This is a genomic window from Jeotgalibacillus campisalis (assembly GCF_000829515.1).
GTDB lineage: Bacteria > Bacillota > Bacilli > Bacillales > Jeotgalibacillaceae > Jeotgalibacillus > Jeotgalibacillus campisalis.
This window is the reverse complement of sequence record NZ_JXRR01000010.1, coordinates 16528-39906: the sequence shown is the minus strand read 5'-3', so window position 1 is coordinate 39906 and position 23379 is coordinate 16528. Positions and strand designations below refer to the sequence as shown.

18 protein-coding genes are annotated in these 23379 nt (G+C 42.1%); 5 read left to right on the top strand and 13 right to left on the bottom strand.

The features are described 5' to 3' along the window. The 10 genes from essA to KR50_RS05285 all read right to left on the bottom strand — a co-directional run bounded on the left by essA (nucleotide 1) and on the right by KR50_RS05285 (nucleotide 14173). The gene (essA, locus tag KR50_RS05330; RefSeq protein ID WP_041055874.1) at nucleotides 1–483 is read right to left on the bottom strand and encodes a type VII secretion protein EssA; all 483 of its coding nucleotides are present in this window, start codon (nucleotides 481–483) and stop codon (nucleotides 1–3) included. After that, nucleotides 470–3283: a type VII secretion protein EsaA gene (esaA, locus tag KR50_RS05325; protein ID WP_041055872.1), complete on the bottom strand. Its 2814-nt coding sequence runs from the start codon at nucleotides 3281–3283 to the stop codon at nucleotides 470–472. The genes essA and esaA overlap by 14 nt, the downstream gene beginning before the upstream one ends. Then, complete coding sequence (essC, locus tag KR50_RS05320) at nucleotides 3280–7737, bottom strand: type VII secretion protein EssC (protein ID WP_041055870.1); 4458 nt, start codon at nucleotides 7735–7737, stop codon at nucleotides 3280–3282. The genes esaA and essC overlap by 4 nt, the downstream gene beginning before the upstream one ends. Beyond that, nucleotides 7737–9074: a type VII secretion protein EssB gene (essB, locus tag KR50_RS05315; protein WP_041055868.1), complete on the bottom strand. Its 1338-nt coding sequence runs from the start codon at nucleotides 9072–9074 to the stop codon at nucleotides 7737–7739. The genes essC and essB overlap by 1 nt, the downstream gene beginning before the upstream one ends. Before the next feature lie 13 nt (nucleotides 9075–9087). Next, nucleotides 9088–9327 carry an EsaB/YukD family protein gene (locus KR50_RS05310; protein ID WP_041055864.1) on the bottom strand — a complete coding sequence of 80 codons (240 nt, stop codon included), beginning with the start codon at nucleotides 9325–9327 and terminating at the stop codon, nucleotides 9088–9090. Nucleotides 9328–9482: 155 nt separating this feature from the next. Beyond that, entirely contained in the window at nucleotides 9483–9776 is a 294-nt protein-coding gene (locus KR50_RS05305) for a WXG100 family type VII secretion target (RefSeq protein WP_041055860.1), read from the bottom strand. Between the two features lie 655 nt (nucleotides 9777–10431). Further along, entirely contained in the window at nucleotides 10432–10998 is a 567-nt protein-coding gene (locus tag KR50_RS05300; RefSeq protein WP_041055858.1) for a superoxide dismutase family protein, read from the bottom strand. Between the two features lie 151 nt (nucleotides 10999–11149). Next, a complete protein-coding gene (locus KR50_RS05295) occupies nucleotides 11150–12070 on the bottom strand; it encodes a proline dehydrogenase family protein (RefSeq protein WP_041055856.1) in 921 nt (306 codons plus the stop codon). Between the two features lie 76 nt (nucleotides 12071–12146). Then, a complete protein-coding gene (locus KR50_RS05290) occupies nucleotides 12147–13157 on the bottom strand; it encodes a FecCD family ABC transporter permease (protein WP_052476807.1) in 1011 nt (336 codons plus the stop codon). Further along, entirely contained in the window at nucleotides 13154–14173 is a 1020-nt protein-coding gene (locus KR50_RS05285) for a FecCD family ABC transporter permease (protein WP_041055855.1), read from the bottom strand. Before KR50_RS05285 ends, KR50_RS05290 begins: the two co-directional genes overlap by 4 nt. Before the next feature lie 179 nt (nucleotides 14174–14352). On the opposite strand from KR50_RS05285, the gene KR50_RS05280 reads away from it, so the two are divergent. From KR50_RS05280 to KR50_RS05265, 4 genes are all read left to right on the top strand, one after another. Further along, complete coding sequence (locus tag KR50_RS05280; RefSeq protein WP_041055853.1) at nucleotides 14353–15321, top strand: ABC transporter substrate-binding protein; 969 nt, start codon at nucleotides 14353–14355, stop codon at nucleotides 15319–15321. 205 nt (nucleotides 15322–15526) lie between these two features. Beyond that, nucleotides 15527–15961: a peptidylprolyl isomerase gene (locus KR50_RS05275; protein ID WP_041055852.1), complete on the top strand. Its 435-nt coding sequence runs from the start codon at nucleotides 15527–15529 to the stop codon at nucleotides 15959–15961. Nucleotides 15962–16155: 194 nt separating this feature from the next. Continuing rightward, on the top strand, nucleotides 16156–16356 hold the full coding sequence (locus KR50_RS05270; RefSeq protein ID WP_041055851.1) for a hypothetical protein: 201 nt from the start codon (nucleotides 16156–16158) through the stop codon (nucleotides 16354–16356). Between the two features lie 405 nt (nucleotides 16357–16761). Continuing rightward, a complete protein-coding gene (locus KR50_RS05265) occupies nucleotides 16762–17412 on the top strand; it encodes an NUDIX hydrolase (protein ID WP_052476806.1) in 651 nt (216 codons plus the stop codon). A gap of 658 nt (nucleotides 17413–18070) precedes the next feature. On the opposite strand, the gene KR50_RS05260 is transcribed toward KR50_RS05265, so the two are convergent. Both KR50_RS05260 and KR50_RS05255 read right to left on the bottom strand, forming a co-directional pair. Continuing rightward, entirely contained in the window at nucleotides 18071–18562 is a 492-nt protein-coding gene (locus KR50_RS05260; protein WP_041055850.1) for a DUF1648 domain-containing protein, read from the bottom strand. A 61-nt stretch (nucleotides 18563–18623) separates the two neighbouring features. Further along, nucleotides 18624–19637 (bottom strand): S66 family peptidase, encoded by a 1014-nt coding sequence (locus KR50_RS05255; protein ID WP_041055849.1) that lies wholly within the window; start codon nucleotides 19635–19637, stop codon nucleotides 18624–18626. Nucleotides 19638–20055: 418 nt separating this feature from the next. On the opposite strand from KR50_RS05255, the gene KR50_RS05250 reads away from it, so the two are divergent. Further along, on the top strand, nucleotides 20056–21318 hold the full coding sequence (locus KR50_RS05250) for a S8 family peptidase (protein ID WP_408606142.1): 1263 nt from the start codon (nucleotides 20056–20058) through the stop codon (nucleotides 21316–21318). Nucleotides 21319–21703: 385 nt separating this feature from the next. On the opposite strand, the gene KR50_RS05245 is transcribed toward KR50_RS05250, so the two are convergent. Then, on the bottom strand, nucleotides 21704–23083 hold the full coding sequence (locus KR50_RS05245) for a Glu/Leu/Phe/Val family dehydrogenase (RefSeq protein WP_041055847.1): 1380 nt from the start codon (nucleotides 23081–23083) through the stop codon (nucleotides 21704–21706). Nucleotides 23084–23379 lie beyond the last annotated feature (296 nt).

Below are 23379 nucleotides of genomic sequence, written 5' to 3'. Positions count from 1 at the left end.
CTAGTATGCTGAAGATTTCCCCCCATTAGATGTAAACCTGAAGAGTAAAAAGATCATTAGGAGTATAGACCCGAGTATAATTCCTCCAATGATCATAATCATGTAATTGATACCCGGCTCTTGTGAATCGACTGTATACGGAAGACCCGGGCTCGTCTCTTCAGAAAAAAGCTCCATTTCCTGAGCCCTTGAGGCAATCGTATTCGTTTCCTTTGCAGGAGAAAGAAAAAGACCAGCCTTTAGTTCATCAAAATTTGTCGTTTTTTTACCGTCAAAAGTAAGCTTGAGTACTTCTTCTGAAAGCGATTCTTTTTGCATACGATTCGATGGATCTTGTAGATAATTTGTATCTACGTTAATTTCTTTTTCTTCATACTCGTTTGGCTGAACGATAGATGCCGATGCTCTCTCAGTCAGCTCTGCTGCATTCCAAAAACTAAAGATCAGCAGACTGAAAAACAGCGCAATACTAGGCCGCTTCATGATCTTCTGTTTCCTTCGAGGTAAGAGTCTTTCGGGTAAAAGCCAGCAAACCCAATACAACAATGATAATGCTGAGCACAATGACTGCCATTGGGAATAAGCTTTGAGCCCCGTATTGTATGGATAAATACACTCTGGTTATAGGATCTTCAAATGTAAAGTTTGGCAGAATCAGATCCAGCAATGGCGCTGTGAACAATAACATTAATAGCACTGTTACGATCCAGCCGATCGTCGTACTGAAACTGAACGCTACAAATACCAGACCGGATGCAGCGATTAAAAGCAGAACGGTCCATACTGACCACATAATAGACTGATCATTTTCCATAGGGTAAATGGTTAGTCCGAAAACACTGATCATCAGCCCAACTACAACATTCAGCAAGCCAAATAAGGAAAGCTGGATAAACCAAGGTGACAGAGCAAAATGCTGGGTGAAAAAACCAATCAGCAACGCACTCGCAAGCAGAATCACAAGCATCACGACCGGCGGAAGATTGACTACTTGTTCTTCTATTGTCTCCCCTGAGATTGCGACAGGGTTAGAAAGGAAATCATACACATATCCATTGTCCTGTCCGTCAACAATTGCATTATTAAAAATTTCGTTCAGATCTTCTTCTACATTCTGTGTAAATAAAACATTTTCTTCCCAGTTTGTATTGAGTAAACTGGATTCAAGCTGAACGCGTTCCACTTCCTCCTGCATAACACTGGTAGAAGAGATCACCCCTTCCTGCCGATCAGATAGTGAGGTGATCAGCCCGTTAAGCGATACAATCTCACTTCCAATTTGAGATTGATAGGTAAGAGCACTTGAGCCTCTTGTGAGCGGATTGCTTTCACCGCTTTGCATTGCGGCTTCTTCAGCATTGACTTCTGCTAGAGTGGTGGAAAGATTTTGAGAGCTTGCTACAATCGTTTCCAATTCTCCCAGTATCAGACCTTGCTGCTCTTCAATAATAGATGCGTAGTTTGCCATCAGATTATCTGCCTGTACAGAAAAATTATCTACATTGCTTACAGCCGAAGCTACTGACCCGCTTAGCGCCTCCCATCCCAGGCGTTCTTGCTCACCTACGGCTAGAATAGATTGATAGCTTTGCATGAGATCTCCACTGGCAAGCAATTCTTCAGCGACTGGATCCTCCACTTTTCCGATCTCATTGACAAGCTGAGCATATTGCCCAAGTGCTTTGGCATAGGCTATCAGCTTTGACCCGCTTGTCGATTCCATGCCCTGGTTAAAAACAGCTTCGAGCTCAGCTTTTCTGGAATCAGAAAGCACGTTAGAAGAAAGAATCTCTGCTTCAATTGCCCAAATGGCATCTCTAAATGATGTGTCTGGTTCTGGTTTTGGTTCTTCTTCCTCAACAGGCGGTTCGACCTCTCCTATTTGTGCTGCAAGCTCGTTAAATAATTCCTGCCAGACTAAGTCTGATTGCTGCTTTTCTGCTAGTCCTGCATCAATTGATTGAAGGGAGGCTGTAATCTCACCGAGCGATAGCACAAGTTCTTCTGATTCGGGAAGAAGATCAGGGGAGATCAGCGAAATCGTTTCCGTTATTTCTTCAACTTCAAGCACCGTTTCCCCAAGCGCCGCCCGTTCGTCTTCAATAGTATCCAGTGCCGCTTCCGGCACTTCCGGGACATCGTCGTCAGCAGGCTCCTCAGGCTCAACTGGTTCTTGAGGAGCATCTGCTGCTACGACGGAATTTCTTAATGGGATTAGGATCTCTTGAACTTGATTTAAGCTTCTTACATAAAGATCCTGCTTATAGGATTCTAATAGCACCGCTTGCAAATCAACAAGCTCCTGAAGCTGATTTCCGACCGCTCCTGTTCGTTCTTCATTTAAGCTGTCTGCAATGTTTGTCGTTACATTAATTTGTTCTTTAATCTCATCAACATTTTCTAAGACTGAAGCCTGCTGATCGGCATACGAGAGCATCGCCTGATTTTGATTGACGGAAATTTGAGATGAGCTTTCCTCAATCAAACGCTGACTCTCAGCATGCGTTTCATTTAACAGGGACTGCTGTCTCTGCTGATACTCTTTATATGCTTCTACATTATCAACAAAAGCAGTAAGCGTTTCGTCTGCTTCTTCCACCGTTTGGATCCGCTCAAGAGAGTTTTCATCTCCCTCTTCAATTGAGCTTTTTAACCCAACAAGCATATCTTTTTGATCGCTTATTTCTTCTGCAAGCGTCTGGGAACCGGTGCTGTAAAAAGAGTTCATCGCTTCCTGAAAATCAATTTCCTTTTCAAGGATATCCCCAAAAGCAAGCTTCACATTTTCAATTTCCTGAGCGATGTAGCTCCAGTAAATCGTAGACATTTCACTATTGATTTTATTTCTAGCAGTTTCTAACTCACGCTGAACCTGTTCGCTGTTTTTTGCATTCAGCTGCGGCTGAAGTTCAAATTCAATTGAAGCTTTGGCAGGCGAACTGTCTTTAAAATTCAATACCGCTTCTGAAAAATCGGAAGGAATGTAAAAAACAGCATCATATACCTGTCGCTCCAAGCCGTTTTCTGCAGCACTTCGTCCAACTACGGTCCAGTTGAAACTGGAGGATTCGTTAATTAAAGAGGACACTTCCTGTCCAAATTTAAGAGACAGCCCCTCTTGTTCCGCCCCGCTGTCCTCGTTGACAATGGCAATTTCTCTGGTGGATTGTTCCTTTACCTGTTCAGGGTTGTCCCCAATATAGGTGAAAAACAACACAGGAAGAAGCATAATATAGACCATTGTGCCGAGCATTTTCAGCAGATGCTTTCGTTGATCTGTCATTCTGGTACAGTCCTTTCTGCTGCTTCAAATAATGGGATTTGAATCCGCTTTTCTTTACCGTTTTTGATAAAATAGCCGAACCCGGGAAGCACTTCTTCTTCATTACGGGTAAAGGAAAGTGTAAAGAGATTTTGATCTGATTTTTTCATGAGTAAAAGAGCCTGACGAATTTGTTTCAGCTCACTTGTTAATGAATCAAATCCTTTTGATACTTCATTACTGTTGCCTGCTGCAAGAACCGTGAAGCCCAAGTAGCTGTATTGCTTCATAAATCCGGCTATTCTATCCTGCAGGGCGGGATTTATGGTCTGCTGAAAACGGCCAACTCCATCGATTACAAGTACAACCGGAGTAAAAACGGGTACTGCTGAACGCCCTTCAAGAGCTGCTGCATACTCGTCTGCTCTTTCTTTAAAGAGCCCTTCCGCATTTGTTAGCCAATCTTCTATTTGATCCTTTGTCTGCATATACGTAATCTGTTCTTCTTTTGAATAACGGGATAAGCCCCTGTCAATTGAATCAAACAACCCAATGGATAGCTGTTTTTCTTTGAGCAGATCATGAAGCAGCAGCCGTAACACATTCGTTTTCCCTTTTTGAGAAGAGCCAATGATTAGCCAATGATTTCCTTTTGCCACATCGATATGAACCGGCTTAACCGTTTCTTCATCAAGTCCAATAGGGATAAGCCCTCTATTTCTTTCTTCAACATAGTGTTCTGTAAATAAAGAAAGCGGCAACTCACTCGGCAGCATTGGAATGCCTGGCGGAACGTGTGAAGCTTCATAGTATCGATTGATCTGCTGAACTTCTTCTCTGATGTTCTCAAAAAGCGCCAAATCGCTTTCTCCTTCTACAGGAAGAGAAACCTGCGTAAAAAGAGACTTCTCTTTCTTTATAACGGCTCTTCCGGGTATCGATTCGAGCTCAAACGGCAATTTTCCAATAATGGTGTAAGCCTCGCTCGTGTCCATTAGATAATGAATGATTTTGGTTTTTAAATTATTGAGCAGCGCCTGACGAACAGCGTTGACTCTCGTGGCTGTTAAAATAAGATACACACCAAGTGATTGGCCATCACGTGAAATTTGCGTGAACTGAGATTCAATGTCCTGCAGCTCTTCTTTTACAAGATCAAAATTATCAATCGTGATAAACACTAATGGAAGCTTTTCTTCACTTAATTCATTGTATAGTTTGATCGAGCTGACCTCTTTTTTCTGCAGCAGCTGCTTCCTGCGATTCAGCTCTTTTTTCATCAGGCGCAGAAATTTATCAATTTTTTTCGGCTGATCTACCTGAAAATAATCAGCCGTATGAGTAAGCTGCTTGATTGGAAGCAGTGCACCGTTTCCAAAATCAAACACATAATAATGGAGTTCCTCAGGTGATAGACTGCGTGCTAGTCCTAATAGAAGAGTAAGGACTGTTGTAGACTTCCCATAACCGGAAGATCCAAAGATTCCTATATTCCCATCGTCCATCCATTTGTATGCATAAGGTGTCTGCAGCTGTAATTCCGGCTCGTCCACTAAAGCAAATTCAAGTGCATCTTGCTTGTCAGATGGCAAAACCAGTTTCGCAGGCAGTGGAGGCAGCCAGGGACTCGGAAGCTGCTTGATTTTCAGTTTCTTTTGAACACGCGCAATCTCCTCTACAATGGCGTCGATTTCCGTTATGCCAGAGGAAGGTTTTTCTTCCTCAGTGGAAATCGATGACAGCGGAACGAGTCCCAGATCGGTAACGAGAGCTACTTCATCTTCATTCGCAAGCGTCTCCTCCTGATAAGCAGCACCGCTCCAGGCAGATTGGAACAACTCGTATACTTCGTTGTTGCCCACTTGCAGATACCCTCTTCCGGTGACAGTAATATTCGCTGCATCCGGATTTTTCAAAATTTCTCTGCTGTCACTTGCATCCTGAACCTTCAGTGCAATCCGGAATCTGGCATTGCTCCAAATTTGATCATCAATAATTCCACCAGGCTTTTGTGTCGCAAGAATTAAATGAACACCCAGACTTCGGCCGATTCGAGCAGCACTCACAAGCTCCCTTATAAATTCCGGCTTTTCTGTTTTTAATTCAGCAAACTCATCAGAAATTAAAAATAAGTGAGGCATTGGGATTTCTGCATCGCCTTGTTTATACAGCTTTGTGTACTCATTAATATGACTCACCGTATGCTGATCAAACAGACGCTGCCTCCTTTTCAGTTCACTCTTAATGGAGGCAAGCGCACGTGCACTGAAATTTTTACTGCCCTCAATATTCGTAATTGTGCCAAGTAAGTGAGGCATATTTTTAAACGGCTGAGCCATTCCTCCCCCTTTATAATCGATTAATAGAAAGGCTACCTCATGAGGGTGAAAATGAACGGCAAGTGAAAGAATATACGTTTGTAAAAATTCACTTTTACCCGAACCCGTTGTTCCTGCAAGCAGCCCATGGGGACCGTGGGCCTTTTCATGTAAATTAAGTTCAACTAGATCTTCTTTTCCTTTTAAGCCTATTGGAACTGATAATGATTTAGCAGATTCAGAGGTTAGCCAGCGCCGATCAATTTGAAGCTCTGCTGTATCTGTTGCCTTGAACAAATCAAGATACGACACAGAAGCAGGAATTGAATTGGTCATACCTACCTGGTGGTCAAGAGAACGAAGCGTTCTGGCAAAGCGCTCATTTGTTTCTTTTTTCATTTCATCCATCACAAAGGGGATGCGGACCGCTTTTTTTTCTTTAATTAAAATATCCCCTTCCTGCTCATTAATATAGCGGACCAGTGTGTGGATATTATCACTCAAGTTCTCTTTGGATTCAGCTGCAAAAATAACAGATATCCCAAGATGCGAATATTCCCCTTCTAGGTATTCCATGATCACATGCTCAGAAATCAGCAGCTGATTGGTCACAACAAAAACAAAGTGCGGGACGAAAACCGCTTCTTTTTCTTCTTCCAGTTCTCTTTCCCTGAGCCATTCATAAATCGTAGACAGCAGCTGGTCGCGCGTCTGCTCGTTGTATATAAAACCTTTGGCAAAAGAGTTTGGAAGCATAAAATGAGGCAGCCATTTCATCCATTCCCACGCTTTATATTCATGCTCATGAGAGATAAACACAAAACGAAGATCATGGTAGCTGTGGGCAAAGGCAAGCTGCCCGATTAGTTGGTGAAGCTCATCTTTCATAACGGATTGCTTGCCGATCAACCCGATCGCTCCCTCAGCCAGATTGATAATGACAGGCGCGTCTTTCACTTCTTTATAGTGCTGTTCAAGCTGCTGTGCCTGCTCGAGCAAATCATCAATTTCTCTATTGGATAAATCTGCATTGCTGAGAGATACTTGATAGCTTGAAGGAACATCTCCGATTCCAAGCCTCAAATGAAGAAAATCATTGCTCGTCAGCGTGCGTTCCCAAATTCGATCGCTAATATGAGAAGTGAAATATTTCATTTGCTCAAAGTCAGGATAGTGAAACCGCAAAACTTCTTTTTGTTTTGAAGCAAGCGTATTCAGTTCTTCACGCTTTTGTTGAAGATAGGTGGTATACACATTCAGCCTTTTTGCCTTTCGTTTTTTGTGATTTTTCCGTTCTCTAAAGTATTGAACGGTCGAAGTGACAATTGTAGTCATAAACATGACAGCGGATATGACGATAAAGAGTCCCCTTGGCTGTATCAAGGCAATAATCACCATAACCATCAGCATCATTAGGGGAGGCAGGACCATCATCCACAGTCCGCGATTATTATTTTCACTTTCTTGACTTGGAAAGGTCATTTGTACTTTTTCTTCAGGCATATCATAAACCATGCGTGGTGTACGTCTATAGATGGGATAATTTTGCTTCATTTGAGTAGTAGGCTCCACTAGCTGCGGCAGTGTACTTTTCACTTCTTCATTGCTTCTCACCGTTAAGCTGTCATCTGCTGACAATTCAAACTGTACACTGCCCCAGTTAAGGATGTCACCTTGATTAAGACTCATTGGGGTGGTTTGAAGAGTTCCGTTAACATAAAGATCTTTTCCTTGCGGCAGAAGAACCCACCCTGCTCCGTTTTGAGCGATTTCCCACTTTGAAGTTGAGCTCTTAGCCAGCTTATCCTCCAGCACTTGTAAATGGGCCTGAATATCTGGTTTAGCAGCAACCAGCACTTCCTGTTCTCCGCCAATATAGAACAACGCTTTTACTCTTGGTACGTCCTCCCAGAGCAAGCGCAGCTTCACTTCTCCCAATGTAAATGAATGGACTGCTCCAATTTCAAGCCTGACTATTTCTCTGTCTTTTACGAGGACCATTTGATCGTCTTCTTTTTTAATGTAAAAAGCTGCTTGCAAGGTTCGAATGGATAATGTGTCTTTTTTGCCGGGGCCCACTGTGATCCGGTCAAAAGAGTGAGGATCAAATTCAATCCGTTGAAAATGATTGCTATAATATACGGTTATCTGCTCCATTACACCACCTCATTTTCGCTCACGCTTTTATCTGCCGCTGCCTGATCATCACTGTCATCCTCATCTGTTTCTTCAGCATTTTCATCCTCTTCCTGCTGGGAATCGGCTGCTCCATCCTCTTCCGTTTCAGACGGTTCTTCTTCTTCAGTTTCCTGCTCCTCTTCCTCTTGCTCTGCCTGTTCCTGCATTAACCTCTCCTGGTCGTATTCATCGAGCTCCTGTTCAATTTGATCGAGCTCCATTTGCTTTTCATCCCCCGTAAGGTCAGGATCGCTTTTGATTACTTCTGTATATTGCAGCAAGGCCATCATGATCAAATCTCGATCTTCAAGCGATCGGGCAACATCAATCGCATCTTCCACCAGTCCTCTGCCAATATAACTCCAATACAAAAAGTACTGAGGATCCGTATCCAGTGTCAATCCATCCAAGATCGTGCTTTTCTGACTATCTCCCAAACTTTCATTATTTACGTAGGCTGTTGCGAGTTGATATTGCACGCCATACGGCATGTTTTCAGGCTCATGCGGTAAAAGTTCTTCTACTACATTACTATAATTATTATTCATAAAAGATTCATTCGCTGCTATGTAAGCATCCTGTCTTGGCTGGATAAAAAAAGCTGAATAAAAGCTAAAAAGAAGCAAGGGAATTAATAAAGTTATAAGAGCCACTAAACTGAATTTTCTTCTTTTCCATCTTTTGTTGGGTACGTTTGTAAACGTTTTTTGCAGATTTTCCTCCTGGTCTATCTGTTCAATTAAAATTTTTTTTAACTCATCCTTATCTTTTGCTTCGCGCAGCTCCTTCATTACGGGTGTCAGCTGCATTGTATGATGAAGGTTGAGATAATCTTTAAACGTTTTAGAGGAATCTATTGCATATAAAATAGTTGCTTTTACTTCATTAAATTGCAATTCCCTGTCATTCTCATATGGAGGCAAGCTATTCTCGACCCCGTAGTGAAGCAAGTAGGGTGAATTCGAGCGGTCCAGAATGATATTATCCGGAGAATAGATCGGATGCAGCCGCTTTGATCGCTTTTGTTCTGCGAAGTAAACAAGTCTTAAAGCAAATGTCCAGCGGGCTATCGCGGATTGTTTGTGCAGCGAAGAAAATGAATGGAAAGAATCCGGTGCTTGCACGGTTATCGTTACTTCATCTTCTGTGGAGAGTATTTCTTTTTTAAGCTCAGGATGGACCGTTTTAATTAAATGTATTTCAATTTCATTAACAAGTTTTATTTTTGTTTGCTGAAAAGTAAATACATGGTCTTTTTTATGTTCCACTCTGGCGTCCAGCCGGTCTTCAAGGTATGAGTGTGAAGGTTCTGTCATGACGTTAGCTCCCTTATAAAATTTCTATCCGGTCCCCTCTGGTTACGCCTTTTTCAGAAAGCTGATGAGTGCCGTATAAAAGAATATTTTTATTTGCAATTCGAATCCAACTGCCTTCTTTCGGTTGAATGGAGATCTCTTTTGCCTGCCAGACAATATCAACCAGTTTCTTTGCTGAATAGTAATCCGACAGCCGCAGATCAAAAACCTCGCCAGTATAATGTTTTAAATCAATCGTTACATCTATGTACATGCTTATACACCTCTCAATTGCCGCTAAGTCTTACCTAATCATTGTGACAGCAGCTATGTATGGCTATATTTTTCTCATTTTCTCTTAAATCACTAAAAAAGCGCTATCATCTTTACAGAATCAGCGCCGCTTTTTTTATTAAGTTTGGTTGATGATTAGCTGCGGATTTGTCCCGCTACATTTTGATCGGCTTCCTGCAAAGCATTTGATGCGCTGCGAAGCTGACGTGAAATTTCTTCAAGAAGCTGAGACATTCTCACATAAGAAGGACGTAATTCTTCAAATTGTTCAGCAAATGCCTGGCTAGCTTGTCCTTCCCAAATCGAAATTAAATTATCGATCATGTTGTCTAAACGGGTAACCTGTTCTGTAGCCATTCCGCTTTCCTGTAAATATTGGCTGGCAATTGCTTCTAATTCTGCTGGCGTAACGCGAATATTTCCTGACATCTCAATCTCTCCTTTTATTAACTTTTTTTACCTGTTTCCATTGTATCAAGTAATTGGAAAATATCAATTTTTAAACGGAAGTTTCTATAAAATATGTAAAAGGACTGATACAAATGATAGAATTAATAGAAAATTAGAACAAAAACAGGACTTATTTACCTGTAAAATTAAAACAAATAAGTATAATTGCATATATGAAACACGTTAGATGCTGGTGATTTAAGAAGGAGACAGGTTCAATTCCGCTGAATTACCTGTGTCTGACCCTTTCCGCTTCCTCCACAGCAATCATCTATTCTATTTTTGCTTTGTCATCAAAAAAAAGAAAATGAGGTTGGGACAAAACTCTAAAAAAGTTATAAAATGAGGTAGTATTTATTAATAGTATGAGGAGAGCGGAGCGTAAGGTGGCGACTCCTGCAGGATATGACGGCAAGCTGAGACTTTACAGGGCAAGGCCCTGAAAAGGCTCAGCGCCGTCCCTGCGGAAAGCGTCCGCCTGAAGCGCAGCGAACCGGTCAAAGAGGCTGAGACACTTTTGTCTCAGCCCCATTTTCTTCAAGCATTTTTGCATCTGCTTTAATGAACAGCAGACAGGTTACATGAGCCTTATTCGTTAATGAATGAGCTTTGTGCAAACCTGCTATTCGTAAAATTAGCCATTAATTTCTCCGCAGAGGATTCGTTTCCCGCTTTTTCCTGAAGGATCTGTTTTGTAATCGTCCGGACCCTCATGAATGACAAGTGAACTGCCATCTTCATCAAGCAACGAATTCTTTGCTCCCTTTTTCAATGTGACCGCTTCTACCACTAATTCTAAATCTACCGTCCCATCCTGATCCACTACAAGGTTAGGCAGATCTCCCGCATGAAAGCCTTCTGGATTATCAAAGCCGTGCTGCTTGCCTTCTGGATTAAAATGTCCTCCCGCTGAAGTAAATTCCGGCGGCTCGCAGGATCCTTTTTCATGAAAATGAATCGCTTTTTCACCCGGTTCAAGTCCTTCTGCTTTTATGGCTATGGATACACCTTTTTCTGTTTCATTTAAAAGAGCAGTTCCCATGGACTCACCATTCACGTCTTTCATGATTACTTCGATCATCGGGGCAGCTTCTTCACTCACTGGTACGGTTTTTTCATCACCCGTGATCGGGGAATATGCATTGCAGCCTCCAAGCATCGCTCCGATAAAAAAACAAATTCCAATTGATTTGATCTTCATTTTTCACCCTCCTGCCTCATTTGTTTCATTAGAAGGGTTTCCATCATTGATAAAATTAATTCCTTTTTTAGGCAAAGAAAAAAGCGAGCACTTAATGAGCCCGCTTTTCTTTGGTACTTTCTTCACCTTTTTTTGTCTGGTTAACAGATCATTATCTTCTAAATACCGACATTAATGTAAACCCGACATTGGCCGGTCTTTCAGCAAGCCTTTTCATAAAATACGTATACCAGTCAGGTCCAAACGGCACATACACAACAACATTGTAGCCTTCATCAGAAAGCTCCTTTTGTTTTTCATCACGCATTCCCTGCAGCATTTGGAATTCAAACTGATCAAGCGGAATCTGATATTCTTTCACAATTTTTTTAACAAAATCAATCATATCGTTATCATGTGTTGCGATTTGTGTGTAGTTTCCTTTTAAAAGATTTGTTTTGACAAGGTTTTGATAATTCGAGTCTACATTAGATTTATCATCCATATCCACGTCTCGTGACTCTTTGTATGCTCCTTTGACAAAACGGATGGTTGGTGACAGCTCATCAAGCTTTTCTACATCTGTTTCTGTACGATATAAATTTGCCTGAAGCGCTATCCCGATATTGTCATATTCTTTGCGAAGATTTCTAAAAATCTGAATGATCTTTCCGCAATTTTTGTATTCCTCCATGTTAATGGTCACAAATACATTATGTTCTTTTGCTTCTTCTAATATATTTCGCATATTATGAATGGCGATTTCCTCGCTTAATTCTAAACCGACGGAGTAAAGCTTCAGAGAGATCTGTCCCTTTAATTTATTCTCATGTAGTGCATGGATGGCCTGATAGCAAAGATTAACGGTTGCCTTTGCATCCTCTGTTCCATCAATCCGTTCTCCAAGACAGTCAACGGTTACGCCAAGACCTTTTTGATTAAACTCTTTTACCTGATCCACCATTCCGTCAACTTCCTGACCTCCGACAAAATGTGAACCTCCAAGCGTCAAACCGCTTTTCCTCGCTATTTTAATCAGGGGTTTATTGTGGGCAAGAAAGGTGAAAAATCCGCGCATTGTCTCTTCAACCATATAGATCCTCCTTAGAAAAACCAGTGTTTATTACCTTACTTTCCCTTTTTTAGCCGCACGGAAACCTTTCACTGTGTTACTTCACACGCAGCAGAAGATAGATAAAGTAAGGAACACTGATGATTGAAACCACTATGCCTGCAGGAAGAGAAAGCTGGGACAATACGTTTTTTCCTATCGTATCTGCAAGGAGCAATATAAATGCGCCTATTAATGCCGCTGTTGGAACAAGTGCGCGATGTTCCGGTCCGACCAGCCTTCTGGCTATGTGAGGGGAAATGAGTCCAAGAAATGCAATTCCTCCCCCGACTGCTACCCCGATTCCGGCAAGCGCTACACCGCAAAAAAGCATTTTTAACCGTTCAGCGTTTAATTTAAGGCCCAGACCTTTCGCAAGATCATCATGTAGATTTAAGATATTCAGCACATTAGATTTGAATAATAAATAGGGAACCAAAATAGCAAACCACGGAACAACTGCCCATACATATTCCCATTGCGTCGCCCATAAATCTCCGGAGAGCCAGACAGTGGCACGCATAAAGTCCTGCGGGTCCAGTCTCAGCTGAAAATAAATTAACGCAGCGCCCAGACCTGCGTTGATGGCAATTCCCACTAGGATTAGCCGTATAGACTCCATGCCGTTGCGCCAGGAGAGAATAATAATCAGAATGGCTGTCAACATGGCACCTGCAAATGCAACTGCCGGCATCACAAAGGCACCAAGGACGGAAAGACCCTGACTAATCGTGCCGAAGAAGGTAATATACATGACAACCGCCAGACCAGCTCCTGCATTGATCCCCAAAATACCCGGATCAGCAAGCTCGTTGCGGGTAATTGCCTGCAAAATGGTTCCGGATAAGGCCATCGCCATGCCAACTAAAATTGCAAGAACGATAGACGGAAGCCTAATCTGAAACAGCACAAGCTCACTGCGACTGTCTCCATTTCCGATTACTGTTTGAAATATCTCTTCAATTGTAAGTGTGACATTGCCTAGATGGAAGCTGACAACCGCTACAGCCCCAATCAATAAAAGTAACGTAAACGTCACAAACAAGGTCCGTTTTTTGCGTCGCATCATTTTATCCCCACTCCTCTGCGTTTAATTAAATAGAGAAAGAATGGGACCCCAATTAACGCTGTCACAATCCCTACAGAAGTTTCAAAAGGAGGGTTCATAAATTTTGAACCAAGATCAGCTAATACTAACAGCAGTCCGCCTAACACGATGGAAACAGGAATCATGTGAAAATAGTCTTCTCCCACAAGCATCTTACTAATATGTGGAATGATCAGACCCACAAAAGAGATAGACCCTGCAACCGCAACTGAACTTCCTGTCAGCAGGAGAATTGTAATAACAGCCAAAAACTGCACCATCTTCACTTGCACTCCTAAACTTCTTGCTACATCATCTCCAAAACGCACGATCGTCATCGGACGCAATAAGTAAAGCAGGACAGGAAGCGCGGTCAGCCCGAATAACGACAGCAGCTTCACATCTCCCCATCCGGCTGTGTAAAGTGCCCCTGCATACCAGAAGCTCATGCTTTTCGCGACATCAAAATAAAGACTAATGGCTGTGGTTAAGGACGTGAGAAACATCCCAATCGCCATACCGGCCAATGCAAGTTTTACAGGAGATGAACCACCTTTCGTCCAGTTAGCCAGAGCCAGGATTAACACCATGGTAATGGTTGCACCCACCATGGCGGCAGCAGTCGTTCCAGCAGCCGTCATACCCGGAAACAACGCAAGTCCGATCACCAGCACAAACGCGGCTCCACTTGATATTCCAAGAAGGCCTGGTTCTGCTAAAGCATTTCTGGTCAGTGTCTGCATAAATGCACCTGAAACAGCTAAAAAGCAACCTACTAACAAAGCTGTAAGCATACGGGGCATTCTAATATCCCAGATGATCTGCCCTTCTTTTGTATCTGTTCCAGACATTAAAGCCTCCTGCAGGGTTTCAAGTGAATAGTGAGCAGACCCGAGTGCAAGAGAAGCCACCATGGTAGCAAAAAGAAGCACCACACTGACAAGCAAAATAAAAAATGTTTTTACTCGCGCTTTTTTATTAGATGATTTTTTTTTCATAGTTAAAAGTCCCCCGAAAGCCTGAAAGTTCTTAAAATTCACGTACACTCATTTCGTATTTTGTCATACATCCGCGTGCAATGGGAAGCCCCATCGCTTACACTGAGGATTGACACATAAAATGAAAATGATTATCATTACCATTGAACCATCTAATCATATACGCTGGAGGAAGAAAAATGAATCGTTTAAAGAAACGTTCACTCTATTTTACACCCCTGCTATCAATTGCATTGATTTTGGGCGCATGCTCCAATTCTGACGAGAATAATACTGGCACAGAAACTGACGAGAACACCGATTCAGAGCAAGCAACGGAAGTGACCTTAGAAGATGCTACTGGCGAAGTAACGATTCCTGCAGATGCTGAACGGATTATCGCCCCTTATATGGAAGACAGCCTCCTGTCTCTAGATATTACACCGGCAGCTCAGTGGGCGATTGGAACCTCTGTTTTAGACTATCTTCAAGATGATCTTGCCGACGTCCCTACCATTGAATGGAACCTTCCTCTTGAAATGACCATTGAAGCAGATCCGGATCTTCTGATTTTCAGCTCCGAGGCTGCAATGTCTGAAGGTTCAGCTGACGACTATAAAGAAATTGCTCCAACATATGTATTTACGGATGAAGAAGGAGCCGACTGGCGCAAGCAGATTGACGTAATCGCCACACTTACACAAAACGAAGAGAAAGCTGAAGAGGTACTAGCCGACTATGAAGATACAGCGGCAGAAGCAGCAGATCAAGTAAATGAAATGATTGGAGATGAATCAGCTGCCATGGTTTGGGTCATGGGTGATCAGTTCTATATCTTCGAAGAACAGCGTCATGCTGCGAATGTTCTATACGGGGATCTCGGCATTTCTGTCCCTTCTTTTATCTCTGACCTTGGGGAAACGGAATCTGCATGGAATCCAATCTCACTTGAAGCCATGGCTGATTTGGATGCAGATCATCTATTCCTTATTTCAGCAGAAGAAGAGGCAGGCCTGGCGCGATTGCAGGACAGTTCTCTTTGGCAGGGTCTCCCGGCTGTTCAAAATGACCAGGTATATAACATCACAGATTCAAGTCACTGGAATCTGACAGGCAATCTTGCAAACCGAAAGACCATCGAGGATGTCCTGGCTGAGTTTGGAAGCTAAACAGCTCCTAGCCTGATATAATGTACTAGTAAAAGCACAGGTCCTCAATCGATCTGTGCTTTTACCCCTTTTAACCCATTTGTTAGCTATTTAGTTGTACGATCCATTTAAACTCCAAGGAATCCGCTGTCTTTTATTTCTATCTTTTTTGAAAACGTGATAAGATGTATTTTGATAGAAAACCTTTTTAAGGAGTGACGTATACATGACTAAAACAGGCACAATTGAATTAACAGACGGCAGTAAACTTGCATTTGAACTTTATCCGGAGGAAGCTCCAGGTACGGTAGCAAACTTTGAAAAATTAGCGAACGACGGCTTTTATGACGGTCTTAATTTCCACCGTGTTATTCCAGGCTTCGTAAGTCAGGGAGGGTGCCCTAATAAAAACGGCACCGGCGGACCAGGCTACACAATCAAATGTGAAACAGCAGGAAACCCTCACACTCATGTAGCTGGTTCTCTTTCAATGGCTCATGCAGGAAAAGATACAGGCGGCAGCCAGTTTTTCGTTGTACACGAACCACAGCCTCATCTTAACGGGGTTCACACAGTATTCGGCAAAGTAACAGAAGGCCTTGAGCATGCGTTAACAATGGATCAGGGTGCAGGAATCAATTCGATTCGCGTTTCTGAGTAATACGATAGGAAGAGATCGCCATCATGAATATTCGTGATGGCGTTTTTTTTTGGCTAAAAAAGCTCTTATAAAGGGAAGCGTCTGTCTCACTGGAATTGCACGTTATTTGTTGAACCCATTGTCATCCAACTGGCTTTGTTAACACCTTTCTATCCGAATAATAATATAGTAATACAAAAGATGAGGGGAATCGTATGATTAACAGTGAAAATACAGCAGATCCTCTTGATTCAGCCCTTGCGCTGCTCGATATACTTGTCATCCTTCTTGTGGATGATGATCCTCTAACTGGCATTACCCTTTTAATCCTATTAAAGATGGTTACCGACAACAGGCTTATCCGCATTTTATTTATCCTTCTCCTCATTGCCTTAGGCAGCACTTCAAAACAGTAAGTGAGAAGCCCTGTTCTATTTTTCTTTGGGATCCGTAAACCAGTACACAAGTATAACAAAGCAGATCAGAACGACCACTGCTAAGATATAAAACCAGTCTGGAACCGATGCTCCTCCGATTAGCATACCCACACCCCTTTCTACTTCCTTCACATTTTAAGCATCGTTAATTCTGATGTAGGCGGACGTTTTTCTCAGCAAAGTGATTTTCCGCCTATTTTATTTCATTCGGTTTTCCCGACCCCAGATACATGCGTACAATCTTAAGTTTGGGTTTTTAGTCATCTTCGATTAAGAACGTATTAGCATAAGTGTATACGGGACTAAACTAAATCGCAAAATCTTCCTTTTGATATACTGATTATATTAGCAATTTCTCAGTTTGATTCATTGGGGGTTTTTTTATTGGAAGAAGAGTTATTGTCCGTATTTAATGATAACGAAGAAAAGATTGGAGTTCTGCCAAGACACGAGGTTCATGCAAAGGGAGCATGGCACGAAACATTTCATTGCTGGCTTATCAAAAAAACTGGAAATCAGCTTTCTCTTTATTTTCAGCTCCGAAGCCCGGAGAAAAAGGATTATCCTAATCTGCTCGACATTACAGCAGCAGGGCACCTCTTAGCAACTGAATCAGTAGAAGAAGGAGCAAGAGAACTCGAGGAAGAACTTGGTCTCAAACTTCCCTTCACCTCCCTTCAACCGCTTGGGACAATAAAGGAAAAATTAGTGCATGGTTCCGTAACTGACGCTGAAATCTGCAGAGTTTTTTCCTATGAAATAAAGCATGAATGGGCATTTACACTTCAAATGAGTGAAGTAAAAGGTCTAGTTCAAATTGAATTAAACGCATTCAAAGAATTAATAGAAGAAAAAAGAGAAGAAGCGTGGATTTCCGGATTTGAAGAAGATGAGAACGGCCGGTACAATGTGGATAAAACTGTGAATAAGAACGACTTTGTTCCACATGATCAAGAATATTTCCGTTACATTATTAAAAAAATCGAAGACCTCTACACTTATCCACAAGGCTCTGCCGCTTCAAAACAGCGTTAAAAGCCAATACTATTGAGACAAAAAGAAGGTCTTCATGAACGATATTTATTCAAGAAGATCTTCTTTCGTTTTCTCACAAATATATGATAGCTTAGAATAATAGCAGCAAAAGACATGAAACGGGACGATCCGCCTCACCTCCCGCCACGTAAGAAAGCCTCCGACTGAAGCGGAAATGAACCGGTCTCCTATTAAATATCCTATCTTAAAACTGGCTGGGCAGTATCGTTCGCTCTGTTTTTTTAATTCTTTAGAATACAGTGGATAAAAGAATAGGTTCATTGGAGCGTAAGGCGGGGACTTCTGCGTGATGCAGCGGGAAGGGTGAGACGCTGCAGATGCGAAAGCATCAAAGGGGCTCACCTCCCGCCACGTAAGAAAGCCTCCGACTGAAGCGGAAATGAACCGGTCTCCTATTAAATATCCTATCTTAAAACTGGCTGAGCAGTATCGTTCGCTCTGTTTTTTTTATTCTTTAGAATACAGTGTATATAAGAATAGGTTCATTGGAGCGTAAGGCGGGGACTCCTGCGTGATGCAGCGGGAAGGGTGAGACACGGCAGATGCGAAAGCATCAAAGGGGCTCACCTCCCGCCACGTAAGAAAGCCTCCGACTGAAGCGGAAATGAACCGGTCTCCTTATAAGTTTCACTATGCATCATTTTTTTAGTGATCTAATAACAAAAAACAAAGTAGCACCAAACAGCAATCCATTAAATAGATAGATAAAACCTTCTCCAAGCCCATCTGTCTCGTTTAATCCAACTCGCACGGTTTGCCAGGTTAAATAACTAAAAAGAATCAAGATAAGGTTTTTAATCACATTGATCATCATTCTTGCATTTCGGTATTGAAATTCAACATTGTCTTCGTTCAGTCTAATATAGTTATACACATGTGGATAACGCTCCAATATCGTTAATCCAATCCACAAAACCACACCAATAGCCGGCAGCAGCAAAATGAAACCTATTGAAGACCAGTCATCCGGTTCTCCTGCTGCATTAAAGTGGGTGGGAATTTGGTCAGGCAGCATAGAGGCATTTAGTACAAGGTAGACTGCCATAGCCATGAAGGCAAGGATCCCAACAGCATTGAGTCCTTTTTCGAGCGATGTTTTCGGCAAATTTAAAATAGGCCGCTTATCCATGTCTTCCCCTCCTTTTCTTTCTTATTAGTATTTTAAGATGAGGGTTATAAGGATTCATGAATTATTTAAACGATTGCTTTACTTTGCCTGTTCCTTTGCCCGCTGTTACTTCGGCAACCGCGCCATTAATAAACGTCATTTGCGGTGGCTGATGACCGCAGTCAATGTCATACACAATCGGAATCCCCAGTTCTTCAGCGAGTGCTAAATAGACGTCCTTGACTTCATAATTGTCTACAGGTCCATTCGCTGCACTTCGGCCAAACATAATTCCTGCACACTCATTGAACCAGCCTGCGAGCTTCATTTGAACAAGGATTCTTCTCAGCTCAGTCGTATTCATTTGATCATTCTCAAAATACCACACAACCGGCTCCCCCAAGGTGAATTGTTCTCTAAATCCTGCAACATCTCCATAAGGAGTTCCCACCAAATGGCGAATTACATCTAAGCATCCACCGAGCAACCTTCCGTTAAAAGATTCCTCTTCTCCTGAGATCGTCTTCCACTCTGTATTCTCAGTTAAATGAAAAATACAGGAAGTTGGATTGGCATGATCCCATTCTTTCTGGTACTTGGAAGAAGCCTTCTGAACAATAGAATCTCCTTCTTTAGTAGCCAGGACTTCCATCCATTTCGCGGTGGTTTCATCCATTTGTTCCCCTCGTACATCAACAAAATTAGGACCATGAGCAGTAGCAAGTCCCGTCTTTAAGGTAATCGCTAAAAGCAGCACACTCGTATCTGAATAACCAAGAATCCACTTTTTATCAAGCTTCTTAAAATCAGTATACTCAAGCATTTCAATTAATAGCTCCCCGCCCCAAATAGGAATCAGATGATCAATCGACTGCTCTTTCATCATGCTATTAAACTCTTTAGCACGTAATTTAGCAGGCGCTGAAGCTGCTTTGTTTTGAGACCAGACAGTTTCACCGATAACCGTTTGAAAGCCTCGTTTATTCATGCGCAGGGTTGATTCTCTAACAACGTAATGAAGGGCTTCTGGAGCACCGGAAGAAGGAGCAGATATGCCAATTGTCTCCCCTTTTGCTAGCAATGGATAATAAATCATTCCAACCACTCCGTTTCCTTAGTATTTTAGTGTTTTCCTTATTTTAGTCTATCTTATTCAATCCTTTATATGAAGAAAAATAGTAATTTCAGCCAAAAAACAGAGATATAACGCAATAATTATGATAAAAATCTAAATATTTAAACTATTTATACATCCATTTTTTCAAATTCTATTGAAATTTCCCAAGTCCCTAAACTCTAATTATCTGCAATTTTAGCTAGTCAAATGCCTAAAAAGTCATGCGCCTTCTATCCTTCTTTAAGATATTTTAAAATCAACTATACTTTCTTTTATCTTCTGAATTTCCCTCCTACTTCCCTAAACTCATGCATTTTTCCCGATAAACAAACAGAATGGGCTCTGATAGGATAGTCTCAGGAACAAAAAATATTAAAAAAAAAGAGGAGTGGAACATTTGAAAAGATCGAACAAGCTTTTTATGAGTATCTTATTAACTGCTAGTCTTGTAATTCCAGCTTATTCGTCCGATGCAGAAGCAGCCCCGCAGGTTGAAAATGAAAAGTTTCGAGTCTATGTAGAGGCAGTTAGCAAAGCTGCCAAGAATACTGTAAAAAGCCAGCACAAACCCCGTTGGGAACTAACCGAAAATGGATTTTCCACTGAAATGAATGAAAAGCAATTTAATGCGCTGCAAAAAAATAAAAACTTAAAACTGACACGTGTCCAGAAAGTCTCATTGGATACAGCTGTCAGAGCCTCAAACAGTGAAGTGAGCGCGGCTGAATACCCTTCCCAGCAAACACCATGGGGCATAAAAGCCATCTACAATAACGCGAACCAAACATCAACTTCAGGCGGACAAGGGATTAATATCGCCGTGCTGGATACGGGAGTAAACGTTAACCACTATGACTTAACGAATACAGTAGAACAATGTAAAGACTTTACACGAGCGACTCCGATTACAAACGGCACGTGTAATGATGCAAATGGCCACGGAACGCATGTTGCAGGTTCTGCCCTTGCTGACGGCGGAAGTGACAAAGCCGGCGTATATGGAGTTGCTCCGGATTCGGATCTTTGGGCATACAAAGTACTTGGAGATAACGGATCAGGCTACTCAGATGATATCGCAGCCGCCATCCGCCACGCTGCTGACCAGGCAGCAAGTACCGGCACAAAAACAGTCATCAATATGTCTCTAGGATCTGCCGGCAATGACAGCTTAATTTCAAGCGCAGTCAGCTATGCATACAGCAGAGGTGTACTAGTCGTTGCTGCTGCCGGAAACTCAGGCTACTCACAAGGAACAATTGGATACCCTGGCGCATTAACACAGGCAATTGCAGTAGCTGCACTTGAAAATACCCAGCAAAACGGAACCTACCGAGTAGCTAACTTTTCATCACGCGGCTACGCATCAACAGACGGCGACTACGTGATCCAGCAAGGCGATGTTGAAATCTCTGCACCAGGTGCAGCCATCTACTCTACGTGGAACAACGGCGGCTACAACACAATCAGCGGAACTTCAATGGCAACACCGCACGTAGCAGGACTTGCAGCAAAAATCTGGGCACAAAACCCGGGCTGGTCCAACACCCAGCTCCGCACCAACCTGCAAAACCGCGCAAAATCCGTTGACATCAAAGGCGGCTACGGAGCCACAACAGGCGACGACTACGCATCAGGATTCGGATTCGCCAGAGTGAACTAAAGGATGCTGAAGGCGCTCGTCCAGCCCCGACAAGTTTAAGACGCACTGACAAGTTGGCGCCCTTTGCCAACTAGTCAGGGTGACTTAAAACCTCGAGGGGCTAGCGCCTTAAGCTCGACTAGCCCAAAGATGCTGAAGGCGCTCGCTCAGCCCCGAAACCTCGAGGCACTAGCGCATGAATTTTGAAAACATTTACGCAAAAGTAGTTGAATACCATTAAGCATATGGATCTACAGAATCCGTTACAATGAACCGTTTTACTAAGCAAAGGACATGACCCCGCCAAGGTCAAAGCAGATTACTTTTTCAAAGTTTTCCCCCCTCCCTATAAATAAACGGCCGTCATCTCACAAGCTATGCTTGTAAAATGGCGGCCGTTTCGTTTTTAATACAGTTTTCCCTGCTTATACAAAATAGTCGATAATTTCATGACAGAATGAATATAGCAATTTTGCCTCAACGGATGAGGATCTCCGAAATAACGGGGGAGAATCATGTCCATGGTGTGCTGCATTTTTTCAAAAAGCTTTTCAAAGATTTGATCTTCGCTGTAAAACTGTGTTTCCCTGCCTTGAAGCCATTCGAAATAAGATACAATTACTCCTCCTGCATTTGCCAAAATATCAGGAACAATAATAACGCCTCTTTTATTCAAATAGTCATCTGCCTCAGATGTGACAGGAGCATTAGCACCCTCTACAATAATAGATGCTTTTATTTCCTCAACATTTCCGCTGTGAATCTGGTCTTCGAGCGCAGCAAGCATTAGTACGTCCACATCAAGTGTCAATAAATCATCTCGCCCCAAGAGTTCAGCCCTCACTCCGCTTTCTGTCAGCGCATGACCTGAAGAAGGCAGCTCCCCTTTGTTTTTAGCTGTAAACTCAATAAGAGAAGGAATATCAAGTCCATTTTCATTGAAAAGTGTTATGTTCCGGTCACTGACAGCTACAACTTTATTCTGAAGAAGCGGACACTGAAAGGCTTCAAGCGCCGTAACAGACCCCACATTTCCGAAACCCTGCACAGCAATTTTTAACGGTCGATTTGAAGCCTGCAAAGCAGTTACAGCAAACGGATTATTTAAAGAAGCTAACTCTTCTCTATTTTTATTAATATAATCATGCATCATATAGCGATAGGTAAAATATACCCCTTTCCCAGTTGCTTCTCTTCTCCCTAAGGATCCACCATTTAAAACGCTTTTTCCTGTAAAACTTCCTCTGTAGGGCAGGCCCGGTTTAATGCTTTTATATTCTGCCATCATCCAGTCCATTTCCCGCTCTCCTGACCCGGCATCAGGTGCAGGAATATCTTTATCAGGTCCAATTACATCTGCAAAATATTGGACGTATTTTTTCGAAATTAGATTTAATTCCTTCTCTGTTCTTTCTCTTGGGTTTAATACAATGCCCCCTTTTCCTCCGCCAAAAGGGACGCCGTGCAAAGCATTTTTCAACGTCATTAAAAAAGCTAAATTAATAACTTCTTCTTCATTTACTGACTCATGAAAACGAATTCCTCCTTTATAAGGACCGAGTGCATCGTTGTGATGAACCCGAAAAGCAGGAATTCTAACCACCCGACCGTCTTCAAGTGGAATTCGTAAAAATGATTTATGTATCTTATTTGGTGTAGACAGAATTGCCGCCAGAGAAACAAAGGCCTTTTCTCTCGTTTCTCCTTCTAAATCAGAAATAAATGTTGGATCTTGCATCAGGGCGTCTAAAGAAAGCTGTACAATGGATCTTGTTTGTTCCTGCATGCTGCTTCTCCCACCTTTTTCTTTTTATTCTGAACAAAGTGTATCATAAAATAAGCGCTTACAAAATTGAAACGGGTTCTATGTTACCAGTTGGTGATCCTTTTTATTTATTTAAATGAAATAAAAGAAATATATTTATAATTGCTAAATAATGTTATAAGATATGAAAAAGCTTACTCTTCATTGAATCGGAGCTTTTAATACAGAAGTGCCCTCCAAAGTCGTTTTCAATAGCCGCGATCATTCCCTGATATAGTATGTCTTCCTTGAACAGCGTATATGAATAAAGAGCATGG

Excerpts from the sequence above, each read along its gene's own strand:
- essA (WP_041055874.1), bottom strand. The coding sequence starts at position 483 with ATGAAGCGGCCTAGTATTGCGCTGTTTTTCAGTCTGCTGATCTTTAGT.
- esaA (WP_041055872.1), bottom strand. The coding sequence starts at position 3,283 with ATGACAGATCAACGAAAGCATCTGCTGAAAATGCTCGGCACAATGGTC.
- essC (WP_041055870.1), bottom strand. The coding sequence starts at position 7,737 with ATGGAGCAGATAACCGTATATTATAGCAATCATTTTCAACGGATTGAA.
- essB (WP_041055868.1), bottom strand. The coding sequence starts at position 9,074 with ATGACAGAACCTTCACACTCATACCTTGAAGACCGGCTGGACGCCAGA.
- KR50_RS05310 (WP_041055864.1), bottom strand. The coding sequence starts at position 9,327 with ATGTACATAGATGTAACGATTGATTTAAAACATTATACTGGCGAGGTT.
- KR50_RS05305 (WP_041055860.1), bottom strand. The coding sequence starts at position 9,776 with ATGTCAGGAAATATTCGCGTTACGCCAGCAGAATTAGAAGCAATTGCC.
- KR50_RS05300 (WP_041055858.1), bottom strand. The coding sequence starts at position 10,998 with ATGAAGATCAAATCAATTGGAATTTGTTTTTTTATCGGAGCGATGCTT.
- KR50_RS05295 (WP_041055856.1), bottom strand. The coding sequence starts at position 12,070 with ATGGTTGAAGAGACAATGCGCGGATTTTTCACCTTTCTTGCCCACAAT.
- KR50_RS05290 (WP_052476807.1), bottom strand. The coding sequence starts at position 13,157 with ATGATGCGACGCAAAAAACGGACCTTGTTTGTGACGTTTACGTTACTT.
- KR50_RS05285 (WP_041055855.1), bottom strand. The coding sequence starts at position 14,173 with ATGAAAAAAAAATCATCTAATAAAAAAGCGCGAGTAAAAACATTTTTT.
- KR50_RS05280 (WP_041055853.1), top strand. The coding sequence starts at position 14,353 with ATGAATCGTTTAAAGAAACGTTCACTCTATTTTACACCCCTGCTATCA.
- KR50_RS05275 (WP_041055852.1), top strand. The coding sequence starts at position 15,527 with ATGACTAAAACAGGCACAATTGAATTAACAGACGGCAGTAAACTTGCA.
- KR50_RS05270 (WP_041055851.1), top strand. The coding sequence starts at position 16,156 with ATGATTAACAGTGAAAATACAGCAGATCCTCTTGATTCAGCCCTTGCG.
- KR50_RS05260 (WP_041055850.1), bottom strand. The coding sequence starts at position 18,562 with ATGGATAAGCGGCCTATTTTAAATTTGCCGAAAACATCGCTCGAAAAA.
- KR50_RS05255 (WP_041055849.1), bottom strand. The coding sequence starts at position 19,637 with ATGATTTATTATCCATTGCTAGCAAAAGGGGAGACAATTGGCATATCT.
- KR50_RS05245 (WP_041055847.1), bottom strand. The coding sequence starts at position 23,083 with ATGCAGGAACAAACAAGATCCATTGTACAGCTTTCTTTAGACGCCCTG.